The organism is Leisingera sp. ANG-M7, assembly GCF_000813965.1.
GTDB lineage: Bacteria > Pseudomonadota > Alphaproteobacteria > Rhodobacterales > Rhodobacteraceae > Leisingera.
In genome coordinates, this window is record NZ_JWLI01000014.1 from 1 (window position 1) to 18,642 (window position 18,642).

Annotated in this window: 13 protein-coding genes and 1 pseudogene; 9 read left to right on the forward strand and 5 right to left on the reverse strand. The window is 63.7% G+C overall.

Annotation, left to right across the window (positions count from 1 at the left end):
- Window positions 1-214: pseudogene (locus tag RA26_RS16500) on the forward strand (methyl-accepting chemotaxis protein); the annotation flags it as partial.
- 81 nt (window positions 215-295) lie between these two features.
- Here the strand turns inward: RA26_RS16500 and RA26_RS16505 are convergent.
- A complete protein-coding gene (locus RA26_RS16505; protein ID WP_039185474.1) occupies window positions 296-2,509 on the reverse strand; it encodes an NADP-dependent isocitrate dehydrogenase in 2,214 nt (737 codons plus the stop codon).
- Window positions 2,510-2,826: 317 nt separating this feature from the next.
- Window positions 2,827-3,330, reverse strand: coding sequence for an SH3 domain-containing protein (locus tag RA26_RS16510; RefSeq protein WP_039185475.1), 504 nt, complete (start codon window positions 3,328-3,330; stop codon window positions 2,827-2,829).
- Between the two features lie 218 nt (window positions 3,331-3,548).
- Here RA26_RS16510 and RA26_RS16515 point away from each other — a divergent pair, with 218 nt between their 5' ends.
- From RA26_RS16515 to RA26_RS16525, 3 genes are all read left to right on the forward strand, one after another.
- A complete protein-coding gene (locus RA26_RS16515) occupies window positions 3,549-4,535 on the forward strand; it encodes a 2-hydroxyacid dehydrogenase (RefSeq protein ID WP_039185478.1) in 987 nt (328 codons plus the stop codon).
- 38 nt (window positions 4,536-4,573) lie between these two features.
- Window positions 4,574-6,355: a gamma-glutamyltransferase gene (ggt, locus tag RA26_RS16520; RefSeq protein WP_039185480.1), complete on the forward strand. Its 1,782-nt coding sequence runs from the start codon at window positions 4,574-4,576 to the stop codon at window positions 6,353-6,355.
- A 132-nt stretch (window positions 6,356-6,487) separates the two neighbouring features.
- Window positions 6,488-7,891: an FAD-binding oxidoreductase gene (locus RA26_RS16525; protein ID WP_039185481.1), complete on the forward strand. Its 1,404-nt coding sequence runs from the start codon at window positions 6,488-6,490 to the stop codon at window positions 7,889-7,891.
- Window positions 7,892-8,057: 166 nt separating this feature from the next.
- Here the strand turns inward: RA26_RS16525 and RA26_RS16530 are convergent, their stop codons facing one another.
- From RA26_RS16530 to RA26_RS16540, 3 genes are all read right to left on the reverse strand, one after another.
- Entirely contained in the window at window positions 8,058-9,320 is a 1,263-nt protein-coding gene (locus tag RA26_RS16530) for a glycerate kinase type-2 family protein (RefSeq protein ID WP_039185483.1), read from the reverse strand.
- Window positions 9,321-9,401: 81 nt separating this feature from the next.
- Window positions 9,402-10,379 (reverse strand): HpcH/HpaI aldolase/citrate lyase family protein, encoded by a 978-nt coding sequence (locus RA26_RS16535; RefSeq protein ID WP_039185485.1) that lies wholly within the window; start codon window positions 10,377-10,379, stop codon window positions 9,402-9,404.
- Window positions 10,380-10,565: 186 nt separating this feature from the next.
- Window positions 10,566-11,180, reverse strand: coding sequence for a response regulator transcription factor (locus RA26_RS16540; RefSeq protein ID WP_039185487.1), 615 nt, complete (start codon window positions 11,178-11,180; stop codon window positions 10,566-10,568).
- A 310-nt stretch (window positions 11,181-11,490) separates the two neighbouring features.
- On the opposite strand from RA26_RS16540, the gene RA26_RS16545 reads away from it, so the two are divergent.
- The 5 genes from RA26_RS16545 (at window position 11,491) to RA26_RS16565 (ending at window position 18,593) form a co-directional block, all read left to right on the forward strand.
- The gene (locus RA26_RS16545) at window positions 11,491-12,741 is read left to right on the forward strand and encodes an aminotransferase class V-fold PLP-dependent enzyme (protein ID WP_039185488.1); all 1,251 of its coding nucleotides are present in this window, start codon (window positions 11,491-11,493) and stop codon (window positions 12,739-12,741) included.
- A gap of 33 nt (window positions 12,742-12,774) precedes the next feature.
- Window positions 12,775-13,974: a malate--CoA ligase subunit beta gene (locus RA26_RS16550; RefSeq protein ID WP_039185489.1), complete on the forward strand. Its 1,200-nt coding sequence runs from the start codon at window positions 12,775-12,777 to the stop codon at window positions 13,972-13,974.
- The gene (sucD, locus tag RA26_RS16555; protein ID WP_027236207.1) at window positions 13,971-14,864 is read left to right on the forward strand and encodes a succinate--CoA ligase subunit alpha; all 894 of its coding nucleotides are present in this window, start codon (window positions 13,971-13,973) and stop codon (window positions 14,862-14,864) included. Before RA26_RS16550 ends, sucD begins: the two co-directional genes overlap by 4 nt.
- 97 nt (window positions 14,865-14,961) lie before the next feature.
- Window positions 14,962-15,933, forward strand: a complete 972-nt coding sequence (locus tag RA26_RS16560) for a 2-hydroxyacid dehydrogenase (RefSeq protein ID WP_039185490.1) — start codon at window positions 14,962-14,964, stop codon at window positions 15,931-15,933.
- Window positions 15,933-18,593: a phosphoenolpyruvate carboxylase gene (locus tag RA26_RS16565; protein ID WP_039185491.1), complete on the forward strand. Its 2,661-nt coding sequence runs from the start codon at window positions 15,933-15,935 to the stop codon at window positions 18,591-18,593. Before RA26_RS16560 ends, RA26_RS16565 begins: the two co-directional genes overlap by 1 nt.
- Window positions 18,594-18,642 lie beyond the last annotated feature (49 nt).

Here is an 18,642-nt window from a genome sequence, read left to right on the forward strand (position 1 = left end):
CGACGCAGGCAAGCTGGCCGATCTGGTGGCCCACTTCAAGACCGCAGGCGGCTGTTCCACGGCGGCCCCGGCAGCCCCGGCGAAACCCGCCGCTGCTCCGGCCCTGGCACCAACTGCCCATGGCAGCGATGACTGGGAAATGCAGCCCGCGCCGCAGCCCGCCGCCGCGGCCGCCAGCGGCAACGCCGCCCGGGATCTGTGGCAGGATTTCTAAGCCGGCTGCCGAGACAAAGAATCAAAAACGCCCGGGGGAAAATTTCCCGGGCGTTTTCCGTTTCAATCCATCGGAAGCGGATCAGCCGATGATGGCGTTCAGCGCCGGGCTGGGGCGCATCACCTTGGCCTTCAGCTCCACGCTGGGGCGGTAGTAGCCGCCGATATCTGCGGGCGCGCCTTGGGCGGCGGCCAGCTCGCTGATGATCTGCTCTTCCTTGGCGCCCAGCTCCTCGGCGATGGGGGCGAAATGCGCTGCGAGCTCCGCATCCTCGGTCTGGGCCGCCAGCGCCTCGGCCCAGTAGCGGGCAAACCAGTAGTGGCTGTCGCGGTTGTCGGGCTGGCCGGCCTTGCGCGAGGGCGAACGGTTGTGGTCGAGGATGCCTTGGGTTGCGTCCTCCGCCGCGCGGCCCAGCACGCCGGCCTTGGCGTTGCCTTTGACGTCGGCCAGGAAGTTCAGCGACTCGCCCAGGGCGCAGAATTCACCCATCGAATCCCAGCGCAGGTGGTTCTCTTCGACCAGCTGCTGCACGTGCTTGGGGGCAGAGCCGCCAGCGCCGGTTTCGAACAAGCCGCCGCCCTGCATCAGCTTGACGATTGACAGCATCTTGGCCGAGGTGCCCAGCTCCAGGATCGGGAACAGGTCGGTCAGGTAGTCGCGCAGCACGTTGCCGGTGATGGCGATGCTGTCCTTGCCTGCGGTGATGGTTTCCAGCGACTGGCGGGTGGCTTCGCGCGGCGCCATGATCTGGAACTTGTCCGCAACGCCGGCCTTCTCCAGCGCGGGCTGAACGTATTTGATCAGTTCGGCGTCATGGGCGCGGTTTGCGTCCAGCCAGAAGATCGCTTCGGAGCCGGTCAGGCGCTGGCGGTCCATTGCCAGCAGGATCCAGTTTTCGATCGGGGCTTTCTTGACGGTGCAGGAGCGCCAGATGTCGCCTGTTTCCACGTCATGGCTGTGCAGCGTCTCGCCGTTAGCCAGGACGATACGGATGGTGCCGTCGGCGGGCGCCTCAAACGTGGTCGGGTGGGAGCCGTATTCCTCTGCTTTCTGCGCCATCAGGCCGACGTTGGCCACCGCGCCGGCGGTGGTCACGTCCAGCGCGCCGTTGGCTTTGAAGAAGTTGATGGTTTCGTCATAGACGGTGGAATAGCAGCGATCGGGGATCACGCAGTTGGTATCGCCCTTGTTGCCGTTCTGGTCCCAGCCCTTGCCGCCGGCGCGGATCACCGCAGGCATGGACGCGTCGATGATCACGTCAGACGGCACATGCAGGTTGGTGATGCCCTTGTCGCTGTCCACCATGTACATGTCGGGGCGTTCGGCACGCACCGCTTCGATGGCGGCGGTGATTTCGGCGTTGCCTTTGACGCGTTCCAGCAGGTCGCCCATGCCGGAGTTCGGGTTCACACCCAGTGCGTCCAGCTCAGCGCCGTATTTCTCGAACACCGGTGCCAGCCAGGCCTTGACCGCGTGGCCGAAGATGATCGGGTCGGAGACCTTCATCATGGTGGCCTTCATGTGCAGCGAGAACATGGTGCCGTCGGCCTTGGTGTCGGCAATCGCATCACCCAGGAAGGACGACAACGCCTTCACCGACATGAAGGTGGCGTCGGCCACGGTGCCCTCTTCCAGCGGCCAGCCGTCTTTCAGCACGGTGACGGCGCCGTCTTTGGCCACAAACTCGATCTTCGCTACACCGGCCTGCGCGGCGGTGATGGTGGCGGATTTCTCGTTGGCGTAGAAATCGTTGCCCGGCATCGAGGACACTTTGGTCTTGCTGTCTGCCGACCATGCACCCATCGAATGCGGGTTCTTCTGTGCGAAGTTCTTCACCGCCTTGGCAGCGCGGCGGTCAGAGTTGCCTTCGCGCAGGACCGGGTTCACCGCGGAGCCCTTGATCGCGTCATAACGGGCGCGCACGTCTTTTTCGGCGTCTGTCTGCGGCTCTTCGGGATAGTCCGGGAGAGCATAGCCCTGGGCCTGCAGTTCCTTGATGGCGGCGGTCAGCTGCGGCACCGAGGCGGAGATGTTCGGCAGCTTGATCACGTTGGCGTCCGGGGTTTTCACCAGCTGGCCCAGCTCGGCCAGATCATCGCTCTGGCGCTGTGCTTCGGTCAGGTTCTCCGGGAAGGCCGCGATGATGCGGCCGGCCAGCGAAATGTCCTTGGTGCCGACGGTCACTCCGGCGGCAGACGCGAACTTGCGGATGATCGGCAGGAAGGATGCCGAGGCCAGTTCGGGCGCTTCGTCTACAATGGTATACAATATGTCCGGGGTTTGATTTTCTGCCATGTTCCACAACCTTTCAGCGATCTCGGAGGCGTTTATGACGTCAGCAGGGCCAGGCCCGTGCCGGGGGTTATTCCAGTGATGTTCCAGCGCGGCATGACGGGGCTGGAACGGGCTTGGGAAGCCAATGGTATGGCCCCCATGTAGAACAGGATTGCTGCAGGTGCAATGGTGCGGTGCCCGGGAGGCCCGCGCAGATTGCCGCGGCAGGGGCCAGGGCGCTGCCCCGCAGGCTTGAATTGATGAGGGGCTCTGCCCCTCTTGGGCCGGTGGCCCAATTCACCCCGGAGTATTTAGGGAAAGATGAAAGCGGGAGGAGGTTATTCGCGCAGCTCGTCGGGGGCGACGCCCCAGAGCTTTTTCTTTGGCGCCCAGCCGCTGTAGCCGCCGGCCGAGATCTCGCACCATTCACTTGCGCATTCACCGAGACGGGCGACCACGCCCAATTCAAACGCGGCAGTGACCGGTGAGCGGGTGTCAGGGCGTGCATGCACGGTCAGCATGTCCTCTTCGATCAGAACCGTGCGCACTCCGGACAGCAGCGCGTAATGCACCCAGCCGCCGGCGCCGTCGCGGTCCTGCACCCGGCGCCAGTGACCATACTCGGCGGTGATCTCAAGCGGCATGCCGCGGCGTTTGAAAACCCAATCGATCTTATGCGTCAGCGACGGGCCGCGGCGCACATTGCCGGTGGCGGCCTTCATCGAGACATAGCGGGGCAGCGGCAGGTTGGTGACGGGGCCGCGGGATTCGGCCGCACAGAAGGTGGCGGTCAGCACTGTCACTGCTGCTGCTGCTGCCGCTGCCAGATGGCGGATTGCCATTGCCGCGTTTCTCACTGCCTGCTCGCCTCTTCGTTGCCCAGCCGGGTTGCGCCCAGCCTCTTGTTCCGGTCTTCCGCCCGTCTGGTTATGCCCCTGCTGAGCCCGTCAAATTTCCGGTCTCGCTGTCAGGGAATGCGGTTGGGTTCTTGTGCCTCTGCGCATACTGGGCCACGATGCCACGGAGGCGTGCAAAATGAAAAGCCCAAGGGAGAGCGCAAGTGCCAAGAGACCGACTGAGTGTTGTCGTTACGCGACGGTTGCCGGAACCTGTGGAGACCCGGCTGAGCGAGCTGTTCGATGTGCGCCTGCGCGAAGATGATACGCCGATGACCCGGAGCGAGCTGGCGGCAGCCTTGAAAGATGCCGATGTGCTGGTTCCCACCGTCACCGATACCATTGATGCGGGGCTGTTGGGCCAGGCAGGCGAGCGGCTGAAGCTGATTGCCAATTATGGTGCCGGGGTGGATCACATCGACGTCGCCACGGCCCGCCAGCGCGGCATTCTGGTCTCGAACACCCCGGGTGTTCTGACTGACGACACCGCCGATATGGCGATGGCGCTGATCATGGCGGTGGTGCGCCGGATGCCTGAAGGGCTGGCAGTGATGCAGAAGGGCGACTGGCAGGGCTGGGCGCCGACGGCGTTCCTGGGCGGACGCATCGCCGGGCGCCGCCTGGGCATCCTCGGCATGGGCCGCATCGGTCAGGCCGTGGCCAAGCGCGCCGCAGCCTTCGGGATGCAGATCCATTACCACAACCGCCGCCGCCTGCGTCCGGAAATCGAGGAGAAGCTGGAGGCGACATATTGGGAAAGCCTCGACCAGATGGTGGCGCGGATGGACGTGATCTCCGTCAACTGCCCCTCGACGCCCTCCACCTTCCACCTGATGAACGCGAGGCGGCTGAAGCTGATGAAACCCTCGGCGGTGATCATCAACACTTCGCGCGGCGAGGTGATCGACGAAATGGCGCTGACCCGGATGCTGCGCTCGGATGAGATCGCGGGCGCGGGCCTCGACGTTTATGAGCACGGCACCGACATCAACCCGCGCCTGCGCGAGCTGCCGAATGTGGTGCTGCTGCCGCATATGGGATCCGCGACCATCGAGGGCCGCATCGAGATGGGCGAGAAGGTGCTTTTGAACATTAAGACGTTTGAAGACGGCCACCGGCCGCCGGATCAGGTTGTGCCGTCGATGCTGTAAACGCAGCTGACCGGCTGGAATTGTAAGGAGGACTTTTCATGAAGTATCTGATTCTGGCTGTTGCCGCGCTTGCTGCAGGCCCTGCCGCCGCGCAGGAGGCTGCAGATGCGGTGGCCCCTGAGGCAGCAACCGGAGGCGCATTTGAGGCGATTTCCCCCGATGTGGCCGCGGCGCTGGAAGCCAAGGCAAATGGCGAAGCGGTTGAGGCTGACAACTGGATGGTCGCTGCCGCCAACCCGCACGCAGTGGAGGCCGGCGCGGCGGTGCTGCGCGCGGGCGGGTCTGCGGCGGATGCGATGGTGGCGGTGCAGACCGTGCTGGGTTTGGTGGAGCCGCAATCCTCCGGCCTCGGCGGCGGCGCGTTTCTGGTCTGGTATGACGCCGCAACGGGCGAGCTGACCACGCTGGACGGGCGCGAAACCGCGCCGCTGGCCGCCACGCCAACCCTGTTTCAGGATGAAAATGGCGAACCGCTGAAGTTCTTTGATGCAGTGGTCGGGGGCCGGTCTGTCGGCACGCCTGGCACGCCCGCGCTGCTGGAAGAGGCCCACCGCCGCTGGGGCCGCGCCAATTGGCCGTCGCTGTTTGAGCCGGCAATCAAACTGGCGGAGGAAGGCTTTGCCGTGTCGCCGCGTCTGGCCGCGCTGGTAGCCGGGGATGCCGAGCGGCTGTCGCGTGCATCCGCAACAGCCGCATACTTCCTGCCGGACGGAGAGCCGATTGCCGAGGGAGCAACCCTGCTGAACCCGGACTATGCCGCCACCCTTCATGCGCTGGCCGAGGGCGGTGCAGGGGCGTTCTATTCTGGCCCCATCGCGGCGGAGATCGTGCGCGCCGTGACCACCGCCGAGGGCAATCCAGGTGTGCTGTCCGCCGTTGACCTTGCGCTTTACCGCGTCAAGGAGCGACCGGCGGTCTGTGCCGCCTACCGCGATTTTGAGGCCTGCGGCATGGGGCCGCCGTCCTCCGGTGCGCTGACCGTGGGGCAGATCCTGGGAATGCTGGGGAATTACAATCTGGCCGAATTGGGGGCTGAGAGTGCAGAGGCCTGGCGGCTGATCGGCGATGCCTCGCGTCTCGCCTTTGCCGACCGGGGCCGTTACATGGCGGACAGCGACTATGTGCCTGTGCCCGCCCACGGTCTGGTGGCGGCGAATTACCTGGCGGGCCGGGCAGAGCTCTTGCAGGGCGACGATGCGCTGCCCGAAGTGGCGCCGGGGTCGCCGGAGTTTGACCACGCGCTGATGCTCTCTGATGACGAGTCGATCGAGCTGCCCTCGACCTCCCACATTTCCATCGTGGACCAGTACGGCAACGTCCTGTCGATGACCACGACCATCGAAAACGCCTTTGGCTCGCGGCTGATGGCGGCCGGGTTCCTGTTGAACAATGAACTGACGGATTTCTCCTTCCGCACCCATGCGGAGGGTGTGCCCATCGCCAACCGGCTGGAGCCGGGCAAGCGGCCGCGTTCGTCAATGGCGCCGACGATTGTGCTGAAGGACGGCAAGCCGGTGCTGGCCATCGGCTCCCCCGGCGGCAGCCGCATCATCGGCTATGTGGCCAAGTCGATCATCGCCTGGGCTGACTGGGGCATGGGCATCCAGGAAGCGCTGGCACTGCCGCATCTGGTGAACCGTTTTGGCACCTATGACGTGGAGGCCGGCACTAGCGCAGAGGAGCTGATGGAGGCGCTGACGGAGATGGGGTATGAGGTGGAGGCCCGCGACCTGACCTCCGGCCTGCACGCTATTGAAATCGGCGACGGGCTGAAGGGCGCGGCGGATCCGCGGCGCGAGGGGATTGCGCTAGGCGGTTAGATGGTCTGCCCGGCCTCAGTGTAATGCGGGCGGGCTACGGGGTTCTGGGTATTGCTGAACTCCGGTGGCTGCCCGTAAGTTAACAGGTGAATTGTTTTGGGGCATCGCGCCCCGCTGCCAGGGGAGGCCGCCATGGTCCAAGCCACATCACTGCCGCGCAACGAAGCCGGGATCGCCGCCGCCATTGATGCGCTGAGCCAGCAGTTCGGCGAGCGGCTGCAGACCGGCCAGGCCATCTGCGAGCAGCACGGCCACACCACCACCTGGATCACCAACCAGGCGCCGGATGCGGTGGTCTTTCCTGCCACCACCCGGGAAGTATCGGAGATCGTCGCGGTCTGCGCCGAATACGGCGTGCCGGTCATTCCCTTCGGCACCGGCACCTCGCTGGAAGGGCATGTGAACGCGCCCGCCGGCGGCATCTGCGTGGACATGATGCGGATGGACCAGATCATCGCGGTTCATGCCGAGGATCTGGATGTGGTGGTGCAGCCCGGTGTCACCCGCGAGCAGCTGAATACCTACCTGCGCGATCAGGGGCTGTTCTTTCCTATTGATCCAGGCGCTAATGCATCGCTTGGCGGCATGGCGGCCACCCGTGCCTCCGGTACCAACGCAGTGCGTTACGGCACCATGAAGGACAATGTGCTGGGGCTGGAGGCGGTGATGGCCGACGGCGCCGTGATCCGTACCGCGCAGCGGGCCAAGAAATCCTCTGCAGGCTATGACCTCACCCGGCTTCTGGTCGGCAGCGAGGGCACTTTGGGCCTGATCACTGAACTCACCCTGAAACTGCAGGGCATCCCGGAGGCGATCCGCTCTGCCCGCTGCGCATTCCGCACCGTGGATGAGGCCTGCCGCGCGGTGATGATGACCATTCAGTACGGCATCCCGGTCGCCCGGATCGAGCTGCTAGATGAGATGAGTGTGCGCGCGGCCAATGCCTATTCCGGCCTCGACCTGCCGGAAACGCCGCTTTTGCTGCTGGAATTCCACGGCTCGGATGCCGGCGTGGTGGAGCAATCCGACATGTTCGCCTCCATCGCCGAAGAATTCGGCGGCTTCGACATTGCCGCCACTTCCACACCGGAGGAGCGCAGCAAGCTCTGGCAGGCGCGCCACGACATGTACTGGGCCAGCCTGCAGCTGCGCCCTGGTGCCAAGGGGCTGTCCACCGATGTCTGCGTGCCGATCTCGCGGCTGGCGGAATGTGTCAGCGCGGCGCGCGAGAAGGCTGAGAGCATGGGGCTGCTGGCGCCAATGGTCGGCCATGTGGGCGATGGCAACTTCCACGCGCTCCTGCTCATTGACATGGACAGCGATGCAGAGCGCCAGAAGGCGGACGAGTACATCGGCTGGCTCAACGAGATGGCGATAGACATGGACGGCACCTGCACCGGCGAGCACGGCATCGGCCAGGGCAAGCGCCCCTATTTGCAGCAGGAGCTGGGCGAGGCCACCCGTTACATGGCCGCGATCAAGGCGGCGCTGGACCCCGATAACATCATGAATCCAGGTAAGATCGTGGAGATGTAGGCGGTCTGTTGCCGTTCCGCGCTGGGCAGGCACCGGAAAGTCCGCCCGGAAAGGCCCTTGGCGGCAGAGGCTTTTTCATGAGCCATGAGTGCACCTTAGCCTGCTCTCAAGCTGCTTCGGATACGGTGGACCTTCAGCAAGGATGAAGGCGGGCGTGGCTGAAGGGTTAATCCGGCCGCCTTAGGAAAACTTGCACGTCGGCCACATTGGTGCCGGTGCCACCGGTGATCAGCAGCGCATCTGCTGCCTTCAAGGCGGCATAGCTGTCATTGTTGGCCAGCAGCGCGTCAGGGTCCAGGCCGGCAGCCTTGATGGCGTCCCAGGTGGCAGGGGTTGCGATGCCGCCGGCGGCGTCGGTCGGGCCATCGCGCCCGTCGGTGCCGCCGGAGAGGAACAGCCAGTCTCCGCTGAGCCGTTCAGCACCCAGTTTGGCGACGCGCAGGGCCAGTTCCTGGTTGCGGCCGCCGAGGCCGGTGCCGCGGATCTGCACGGTGGTTTCACCGCCGAATATCAGCGCGACGGGCTTGTCCAGCGGTGCAGATCCGGCCGCTTGGAAAACGGTTTCCGCGGCCTCAGCCACGTCACCAACCAGGCGGTGGGACACCAGCTTCGTGTTCCAGCCCTCTGCCGCTGCGGTCATCATTGCCTTGAGGCTGTGGCGGTTGGAGCCGATCAATGTGTTGGTGGCCGGAGGGGAGGCGTCCTGGTTCTCTTCGGTGGCGCTGAGATAGGTTCTGACAGCTTCAGGCGCGCGGTCCCAGAGGCCTGCGCGCTGCATGATTTTCCGCGCCTGAGAGCGGGTGCCGATGGGGGCCACGGTGGGGCCGGAGGCAATGGCGCGCAGGTCGTCGCCGATCACGTCCGACAGGATGAAAGCCTGCACCTGGGCAGGCGCGGCATGGCGCAGCAATCCGCCGCCCTTGGTTTCCGACAGCTGCTGACGGATCAGGTTCATCTCGTTGATCTCAAGACCCGAGGCAAGCAGCAGTTTGTTCATGGCGGCCTTGTCCGCCAGCGTCAGGCCGGGGGCGGGCGCCACCATCAGGGCAGAGCCGCCGCCGGAAATCAGCGCGATCAGCCGGTCATTGGGGCCTAGGGAACGCGCCAGTTCAATGGCCGCCATGCCTGCGGCGGCGCTGGTTTCATCCGGCACCGGGTGGGCGCCGCAGATCACCGTGGCGCCGGGAATTTCCGTGTAATTCTCAGAGTTTGTGATTGCCAAGGCCTGCTTGGCATCCGGGATCAGCACCAGTGCTTCGCGCATCATCGGGATGGCAGCCTTGCCGAGGGCCAGCAGCACGTTCCTGCCGCCCTCGGGCAGCGGGGGAAGCGGGGAAGACGCCAGCTGGGCGCGCAGGGCCTTGGCCGGGTCTGCGCGGTCGACAGCGGCCTGGAACAAGGCCTTGGCGGTGGTCAGCAATCCAGTCATCAGCAATCTCCCTGGCATAGCGGCGATCAGCCGCCCCGGCCAATGCCGGGACGGCGTAAGGTCTTGAAAGTGAACGGCGGCTTAGTTGCCGGCGATCTGCTTTGCTTTTTCCACCAGCACTTCTGCCTGACGAATCGAGGCATAGTCAATCAGGCGGCCGTCCAGCGACACCGCACCTTTGCCGGCCGCTTCAGCTTCGGCCATCGCTTCCAGAATGCGGTGCGCCTTGGTGATCTCCGCATCCGACGGCGACATCACCTCGTTGGCCAGTTCGATCTGGCTGGGGTGGATGGCCCATTTGCCTTCACAGCCCAGAACCGCAGCACGTTTTGCGGCGGCCTTGTAGCCGTCCTTGTCCTGGAAATCGCCGAACGGGCCGTCGATCGGGCGCAGGCCGTTGGCGCGGGCGGCAACAACCATGCGGGCCAGGGCGTAGTGCCACATGTCACCCCAATGGACATCGCGCGAGCCGTCTGCGGCCGGGTCGGTCAGCACCGAGTAATCGGGGTTCACACCGCCGATGATGGTGGTGCGGGCGCGGGTCGAGGCGGCATAGTCTGCAACGCCGAAATGCAGCGATTCATTGCGCTTGGAGGCTGCGGCAATTTCACTCACGTTCTGCATGCCGAGCGCGGTCTCGATGATGTGCTCGAAGCCGATCCGCTTCTTGTAGCCTTTCGCGTCTTCGATCTGGGTGACCAGCATGTCGACGGCGTAAACATCGGCTGCGGTGCCCACCTTGGGAACCATGATCAGGTCAAGGCGTTCGCCTGCCTGTTCAACCACATCGACCACATCGCGGTACATGTAGTGGGTGTCGAGGCCGTTGATTCGCACCGACATGGATTTGTTGCCCCAGTCGATGTCGTTCAGAGCTTCGATGATGTTCTTGCGGGCCTGGTCTTTCTCGTCCGGCGCAACCGCGTCTTCGAGATCCAAGAAGATCACATCGACATCGGATTTTGCTGCTTTTTCAAACATTTGTGGCTGAGAGCCGGGAATTGCCAGCTCGCTGCGGTTCAGGCGGCCGGGGGCCTGTTCGATGGTATGAAACGACATGGGTGCGCTCCTCATTCGCAATGGGGTTTCGTCCTCTCCTCCCTAGGCATTCCTTATCAGAGTGTTTCCTGTCAAGAAAAAAGTTTTCATTTAAATACATTCGCGCGGGAGCGCGCCCGTGCGTCGCGCCCTCGCGTGCGTACGCGTGTGCGTGCCCGCGTGCGAGGCGCAGGCCAGCAAACCGGATCATTCCTCAAGGCTGAAATCCCCCCTGGCGGCGCGGTTGGCGTAGTAGAACGCAATCGCCTGGGCGCGGTTCTTGACCGAGAGTTTTTCGTAGAGGTTCGACAGGTGGAACTTCACCGTGTTGGTCGAGATCTCCAGCTCCTTGCTGAGCTCTTTGTTGGTGAGCCCCTTGGACAGCGCTTCGAGCATGGTGCGCTCGCGGCGCGACAGCTGCTCGATCGGATCGGTCTGGAGGCCCCGGACGTCGAGGAAGGGAAACACCATCTTGCCCGCGGCCACGGCCAGGCAGGTGTCCAGCAACCCGTCGACAGCGCTGGAGCGCGGCGCAAAGCCAGCCGCACCTGCACTCATCGCCTTGCGCGGGACGTCGCCGCTGTCGTCTGCATAGACCACCAGCCGCGGGGCGTTGGTCTGATCGCGCAACACCTCGATCAGTTTGGCGCCGCCAAGCGCAGGCAGGTTCCAGTCGATGATCCCGACCTGAACCGGCACCCGCATCACGGTTCCAAGGAAGCCTTCGGCGGTGGCGGAGGTGGCGACCAGCGAGAATCGCGGGTCCTTGTCGAAGATTTCGGACATCGCAGACAGCACCAGTGGATTTGCGTCAGCAAGCATGACCGAAATCGGGGAAACTTTGTCGCTTATAGGAGCCATTGTGTGTCCTTTTGTAATAAACCACCCAAATGGGTAGGGGTCATTTCGGTATACAACGGTATTTTTACCAGTATGGGTAGGTTTTTTGCCACCCAATTAGATACCCAAAAGCAGGATATAGGTATGTTGCGGGTTTTGTCGACCTGGGTTTTCCTTGGGTTAACAGATGTTGCACGACAGGAAACAAACCTTCCCGCAGTGAAGACCACCGCGAAGAAGGCCCGGGACCTCCGGCACATCGCCGACACGAAAACAGCGAGGCCTGACCCCGATGACTGAACCCACGATCTTCCCTAGCCTGGAAATCCCGGAAACCCTGGCCGCTGGCCCTGGCCCGGGCAATACCGACCCCCGCGTGCTGCAGGCCTTTGCCAACACTGGCCTGGCTGACCACATGCAGGCGGACGTGCTGCGCGGCATGATCGAGTGCAAGCAGATGCTGCGCGATCTGTGGGGCACCAGCAACACCTACACCTACGGCGTCGGCGGTACCGGCTTCTCGGGCCTCGATTGCATGCTGAACGCGATCCTGCCTGGCGATACTGTGGTTGCCTTCCAGAATGGCACCTTCTCCGGCATTGACGCGATGACCATCCGGATGAAGGCCGCCACCCGCGAGGAATTGGCTGCTGACGCGATGAACCCGCAGCCTGCCTCCGTTACCGTGGTCGACGTGCCCCACGGCGAGTCGGTTTCCGGCAAGCTGGTGGAGCAGGTTCTGGCCGAGAAAAAACCGAAATGGGCCTTCATGGCGCATTGGGAAACCGGCTCCGGCCGTATCAACGACCTGAAAGGTTTCTCGGATGCCTGCGTAAAGCACGGTGTGATGGGCCTGATCGACGCGGTGTCCTCGCTGGGTATCGAAGATTTCTCGATTGACGATTACCCGGGTGTTGCCGGCTGGGCGTCTTGCCCGCAGAAAGGCGTGCTGTGCCTGCCGCTGACGTATGCGCCGGTGTCTTTCACCGACGAGTACATCCAGACCGTGCGCGAGAACGGCTGCCATTCCTACGTTCACAATCCGATCCTGGAAGCCCGCCACTGGGGCATCGTGGACGGCGAGGACGTGGCTGCCGGCACCTACCATCGAACTCACTCGGGCTATGCAGTTGCCGCCTTCCACGAAGCGCTGCGCATTACCCTGCAGCACGGCCGCGCCCAGAAGGCCCGCGACTATGCCTTCCACGAGAAAGCGCTGCGCGACGCCGTCACCGCGATGGGCTGCGACGTGACCAGTAACATGACCAGCCTTGTTGTGCTGAACCTGCCTGGCGATCTGGCAGGCCGCGAAAAGGAACTGGTGGGCAACTGCCGCGCCGTTGGTTTCGGCATCTGGCCGACACTGTCGGAGCCGGTTCAGGTCCGCATCGGCATCCTGAACCAGATCACCCCGGTTGCCATCACCGACATCGTGAACCGCTTCGGCAAGGCGATGAACGACATGGGTGCCAAGGTCGACATGGAGGCGATCAACGCCCTGCTCGACAAGCATTACGCACCGGAACTGGAACCGGCTGAGTAATAGAATTCCGACATCCATGAGGAGGAGAGGACCATGGATATCCACGAGTATCAGGCCAAGGAAGTTCTGAGCAACTTCGGCGTGACCGTTCCGCCGGGCGCGCTGGCCTACAGCCCCGAGCAAGCGGCCTACCGCGCGCGGGAACTGGGCGGCGACCGCTGGATCGTCAAAGCCCAGGTTCACGCCGGCGGCCGCGGCAAGGCGGGCGGTGTCAAGCTGTGCAATTCCGAAGCCGAAATTTATGAGGCGACCGAGAACCTGTTCGGCAAGAAGCTGGTGACCCACCAGACCGGTCCCGAAGGCAAAGGCATCTACCGTGTCTATGTCGAGGGTGCGGTGCCGATTGCCCGCGAGATCTATCTGGGATTTGTGCTGGACCGTTCCAGTCAGCGGGTGATGATTGTTGCTTCGTCCGAAGGCGGCATGGAGATTGAGGAGATCTCCGCCGAGCGGCCCGAGTCCATCGTGCGCTCGACCGTTGAGCCGGCCGTTGGCCTGCAGGACTTCCAGGCGCGCGAGATCGCGTTTGCCCTGGGCATTGAACCGGCGATGACGCAGCAAATGGTGCGCACCCTCAAGGGCTGCTACCAGGCGTTTTCCGAACTGGATGCCACCATGGTTGAGATCAATCCGCTGGTGGTCACTTCGGACAACCGGGTCATCGCGCTCGACGCCAAGATGACCTTTGACGACAACGCCCTGTTCCGCCACCCGCAGATCGCGGAGCTGCGCGACAAGTCCCAGGAAGACCCGCGCGAAGCCCGCGCCGCCGATCGCGGCCTGTCTTATGTCGGCCTTGAGGGCAACATCGGCTGTATCGTGAACGGCGCAGGCCTGGCGATGGCGACCATGGACACCATCAAGCTGGCCGGCGGCGAGCCTGCCAACTTCCTGGATATCGGCGGCGGTGCAACGCCTGAGCGTGTGGCCAAGGCTTTCCGCCTGGTGATGTCTGACAGCAATGTGCAGGCGGTTCTGGTCAACATCTTTGCCGGCATCAACCGCTGCGACTGGGTGGCCGAAGGTGTCGTGCAGGCGCTGAAGGAAGTGCAGGTCGACGTGCCCGTGGTGGTCCGCCTTGCCGGCACCAATGTGGAGGAAGGCCAGAAGATCCTGGCGCAAAGTGGCCTGCCGCTGATCCGCGCAACCTCGCTGATGGAAGCCGCTGAGCGTGCTGTCGGCGCGTGGAAAAACGACCTTGATCAAAACACTCGTGTGAGGGCCGTCAAATGAGCATCCTTCTTGATCGCGAAAGCAAAGTCATCGTCCAGGGCATCACCGGTAAGATTGCCCGGTTCCACACCAAAGACATGATCGAATACGGAACCAACGTCGTGGGCGGCGTGGTGCCTGGCAAGGGCGGCGAGACCGTCGAGGGCGTGCCGGTCTTCAATACCGTGAAAGAAGCGGTCGAAGCTACTGGCGCCAATGCCTCGCTGGTGTTTGTGCCGCCGCCGTTTGCAGCTGACTCCATCATGGAAGCGGCGGATGCGGGCATCAACTACTGCGTTTGCATCACCGATGGTATCCCGGCCCAGGACATGATCCGGGTGAAGCGCTACATGTACCGCTATCCCAAGGACAAGCGGATGATCCTGACCGGCCCCAACTGCGCCGGCACCATCTCGCCGGGCAAGGCGCTGCTGGGCATCATGCCGGGCCACATCTACCTGCCGGGCACCGTGGGCATCATCGGCCGTTCGGGCACCCTGGGCTACGAGGCCGCGGCGCAGCTGAAAGAGCTGGGGCTGGGGGTTTCCACCTCGGTCGGCATCGGCGGCGACCCGATCAACGGCTCCTCCTTCAAGGACATCCTGGAATGGTTCGAGAAGGACCCGGAAACCGAGGTCATCGCGATGATCGGTGAAATCGGCGGCCCGCAGGAAGCGGAAGCGGCGGATTACATCAAGAACCATGTGACCAAGCCGGTGGTGGCCTATGTTGCGGGTCTGACCGCACCCAAGGGCCGTACCATGGGTCATGCGGGCGCGATCATTTCGGCTTTTGGCGAGAGCGCCTCTGAGAAGGTGGAAATCCTGTCGGCCGCGGGCGTGACTGTTGCCGAAAACCCGGCGGTGATCGGCGAGACCATCGCAAGCGTGATGAAAAAGAACGCCGCCTGATCCGGTAACGGAACAGGCGCAACGCTCCACCCTTGGCCCGGGGCAATGGCGGGGGTGGAGCGCATTAATAAGACAAACACGTCAGGGAGATGAAATCATGGCAAAGCCCAAGGTTCTGGTGACCCGCCGCTGGCCCGCCGCCGTTGAGGCACAGCTTTCCGAGGCGTTTGATGCTGTGCTGAACACAGGTGATAAGCCGCTGAGCGAGGACGAGCTGCGCGATGCGATGACGTCTTTTGACGCGGTGCTGCCGACCGTCACCGACAAGATTTCAGCCAGGGCCTTTGATATCGCCAAACCGCAGGCCCGGATCCTTGCCAACTACGGTGTCGGCTACTCCCACATTGATATGCATGGTGCGGCCGGCCACGGCATGACCGTTACCAACACGCCGGACGTGCTCAGCGAATGCACCGCTGACATTGCCATGACGCTGCTCTTGATGGTGGCGCGCCGTGCTGGTGAGGGCGAGCGCGAGTTGCGCGCCGGCGAATGGACCGGTTGGCGTCCGACCCATCTGGTCGGCACCAAAGTCTCCGGCAAGACACTGGGCATTGTCGGTTTTGGCCGCATCGGTCAGGAAATGGCGCGGCGAGCGCACCACGGCTTCGGCATGAAGATCGTGGTGCAAAACCGCTCCCGCGTCTCCCCCGATGTCCTGGCCCGCTACAACGCCACGCAGGCCGACAGCCTGGAAGACCTGATGCCGCAGTGCGATTTCGTCTCGCTGCACTGCCCGGGCGGCGCCGCCAACCGGCATCTGATCAACACCCGGATGCTGAACCTGATGAAGCCGGATGCATTCCTAATTAATACGGCCCGCGGCGAGGTGATCGACGAGTTGGCCCTGTCGCGCGCCCTTTGGTTCGAAACCATCGGCGGGGCCGGGCTGGATGTGTTCGACGGCGAGCCACGCATCAACCCGGATCTGCTGGACTGCGAGAACCTGGTGATGCTGCCTCATCTGGGCAGTGCCACCCGCGAGGCGCGCGAGGCGATGGGTTTCCGTGTGCTCGACAACCTGACCGACTTCTTTGCAGGGCGCGAGCCGCGCGACCGGGTGATGTAATGGCTGATCCTGCCGAAACCGCGCCTGCAGAATATGAGGACACTGGCTATGCCGCCGGGCTTCGCTCCGAGTTGCACGCCCTATGGCTGGACGTGCTGCTCCAGCGGGCGCCGGAAGTTGCCGCCAAGGTCGTTTCTGAAACCGCTTGGGATCTGTCCAACGGGCAGCCCGCGACTGCCTATATGCAGGCCTTCAACATCTGGTTTCAGCTGCTGAAGATCGTCGAAGAAAACGCCGCCATGCGCGACCGCCGTATGGCAGAGACGCAGGATGGTCCGGAAGTGGTCGAGGGCAGTTTCGCCCGCGCGCTGGATCTGGCCGGGGAACTGGCCACGCCGGAACGGCTGCAGGAGGTCGCCAGCCAGTTTTCTATCGGCCCGACCCTGACCGCGCATCCGACCGAGGCCAAGCGTGTCACCATCCTGGAAATCCACCGCCGTATCTACCGCGGGCTGGTGTCGCTGGAGGCCAAGCGCTGGACCCCGCGCGAGCGCGCTGATTTGCTGGCGGACCTGCGGTCGGAAATCGACCTGTTGTGGATGACGGGCGAGCTGCGCCGCGACCGGCCCAGCCTGCAGGATGAAATCCAATGGGGGCTGCAGTTCTTCCGCGACAGCCTGTATGAAGCGGTGCCGCAGCTGTTTGAGCGCTACATCGCCGCCGCAGAACCGCGGCTGGGCGAAAGCGCTGATGCACCCTGCCTCAAGTTCCATTCCTGGATTGGCGGCGACCGTGACGGCAACCCGAATGTGACGGTAGAGGCGACGGCAGCAGCGCTGACCGCGAACCGCGCCGCGATCCTGAAACGATACAAGAAGGCGCTGACCACCGCGGCGGAGCGGATTTCGATTTCGGCAGCGGTATTTGCCTTGCCTGAAAGCACGTCTGCCCGGCTGGCAAAGGTTATTGCCGCAGCCCCTGGTGCCGCGGCGCTCTCGGCACGCAATCCGGGCGAAGTTTTCCGCCAGGCGCTGACTGCAATCCTGGCGCGGATCAAGGCCACGGCGGCAGAGGAAACCGGTGCCTATAAGCACCTGGGCGATTTTGTTGCCGATCTGGCAGAAGTTGAAGAGGCGCTTGAGGATATCTGCGCGCACCGCTTGGCGGCCCGCTATGTGCGGCCGATCCGCTGGCAGGCGGATGTCTTTGGCTTCCGCACGGTGACGCTGGATATCCGCCAGAACTCCACCGTCACGACTGACACGCTCACCGAGATCTGGGCGCGCTCGGGCGAAGTGCCCGACTTTGGCAGTTCGGATTGGTCGGCGCGGCTGCGCAAGGAGCTGGGCAGCGCATCGCTTCCCTATATGACGCCGGATGAGCTGAGCCCGCAAAGCGGTGAATTGCTGAAGCTACTGCGGCTGATGCGCGATGCCGGTGCAGGAGAAGACCCGCAGGCGATGGGGCCGTTCATCCTGTCGATGACCCGTTCCACCGATGACCTGCTGGGGGTCTACCTGCTGGCGCGCTATGCCGGCTTCGGAGCTGAGAAGGCCGCGCTCAAGGTGGTGCCGTTATTTGAAACCATCGGCGACCTGCGTGCTGCGCCCGGTATCCTTGACGGCCTGCTGGACGTCCCCTTTGCCCGCCGTTCGCTGAAATCCAGTGACAACCGGATCGAGGTGATGCTGGGCTATTCCGACAGCAACAAGGACGGCGGTTTCTTTTGCTCCACCTGGGAGCTGGAAAAGGCGCAGCGCCTGATCACCCGCACGCTGGCGGCGCACCGGATGAAGCCGGTGTTCTTCCACGGCCGCGGCGGTTCTGTCTCCCGCGGCGGGGCGCCTGCGGAGCGTGCGATTGCCGCCCAGCCGGCGGGCACCATCGCAGGCCGGATGCGGATCACTGAACAGGGTGAGGTTGTCAGTTCGAAATACGCCAACCGGGGTACGGCCCTGCACCAGCTGGAGCTGATGGCCTCCTCGGTGCTGCGCCATTCGCTGCAGGACGATACCCCGCCGGTGAACCCGGAATTCGATGATGCGTTCGAGGCGCTCGCGGGCATGTCGCAGGCGGCTTACTCCAACCTGCTGAATGCGCCCGGTTTCCTGGACTATTTCCAGCAGGCCAGCCCGGTGGAAGAACTGGCCATGCTCAAGATCGGCTCGCGCCCCGCACGGCGTTTCGGAGCCGGGTCGCTGGATGACCTGCGGGCGATTCCCTGGGTTTTTGCCTGGTCGCAGAACCGCCACATGATCACCGGCTGGTACGGGTTCGGCTCGGCAGTTGCCAGTTTCCGCAAGTTCCGCGGCACCCGCGGCGATGCGGTTCTGCAGGATATGTTTGCGGGGTCGCCGCTGTTCCGCCTGGTGGTGGACGAGGTCGAAAAGACCCTGCTGCAAAGCGACATGGAGATCGCAGCCGATTACGCAACACTGGTGCAGGACGCCGAGACCCGGGAGCGCATCTTTGGTGCCATACGCAAGGAATACCAGCTTGCCTGCGAGGCGATCGCCTTCCTTACCGGCGACAGCAGCCTGTCGCAGCGGTTCCCGCGCCTGCGTGCCCGGTTCGGGCGGGTAGAGAACATGCTGCGCGAAATTCACAAAACCCAGGTGCGCCTCCTGCGGGAAGAGCGCGCCCGGAAATCATCAACAGTGCCGGTTCCGCTTATGCAGTCGATGAACTGCGTCGCTGCGGGCCTTGGCTGGACTGGATAGACAGGAGCCCCGAATGTCCAAAGATCTGTTTTTCACCCAAGCGCTGTCT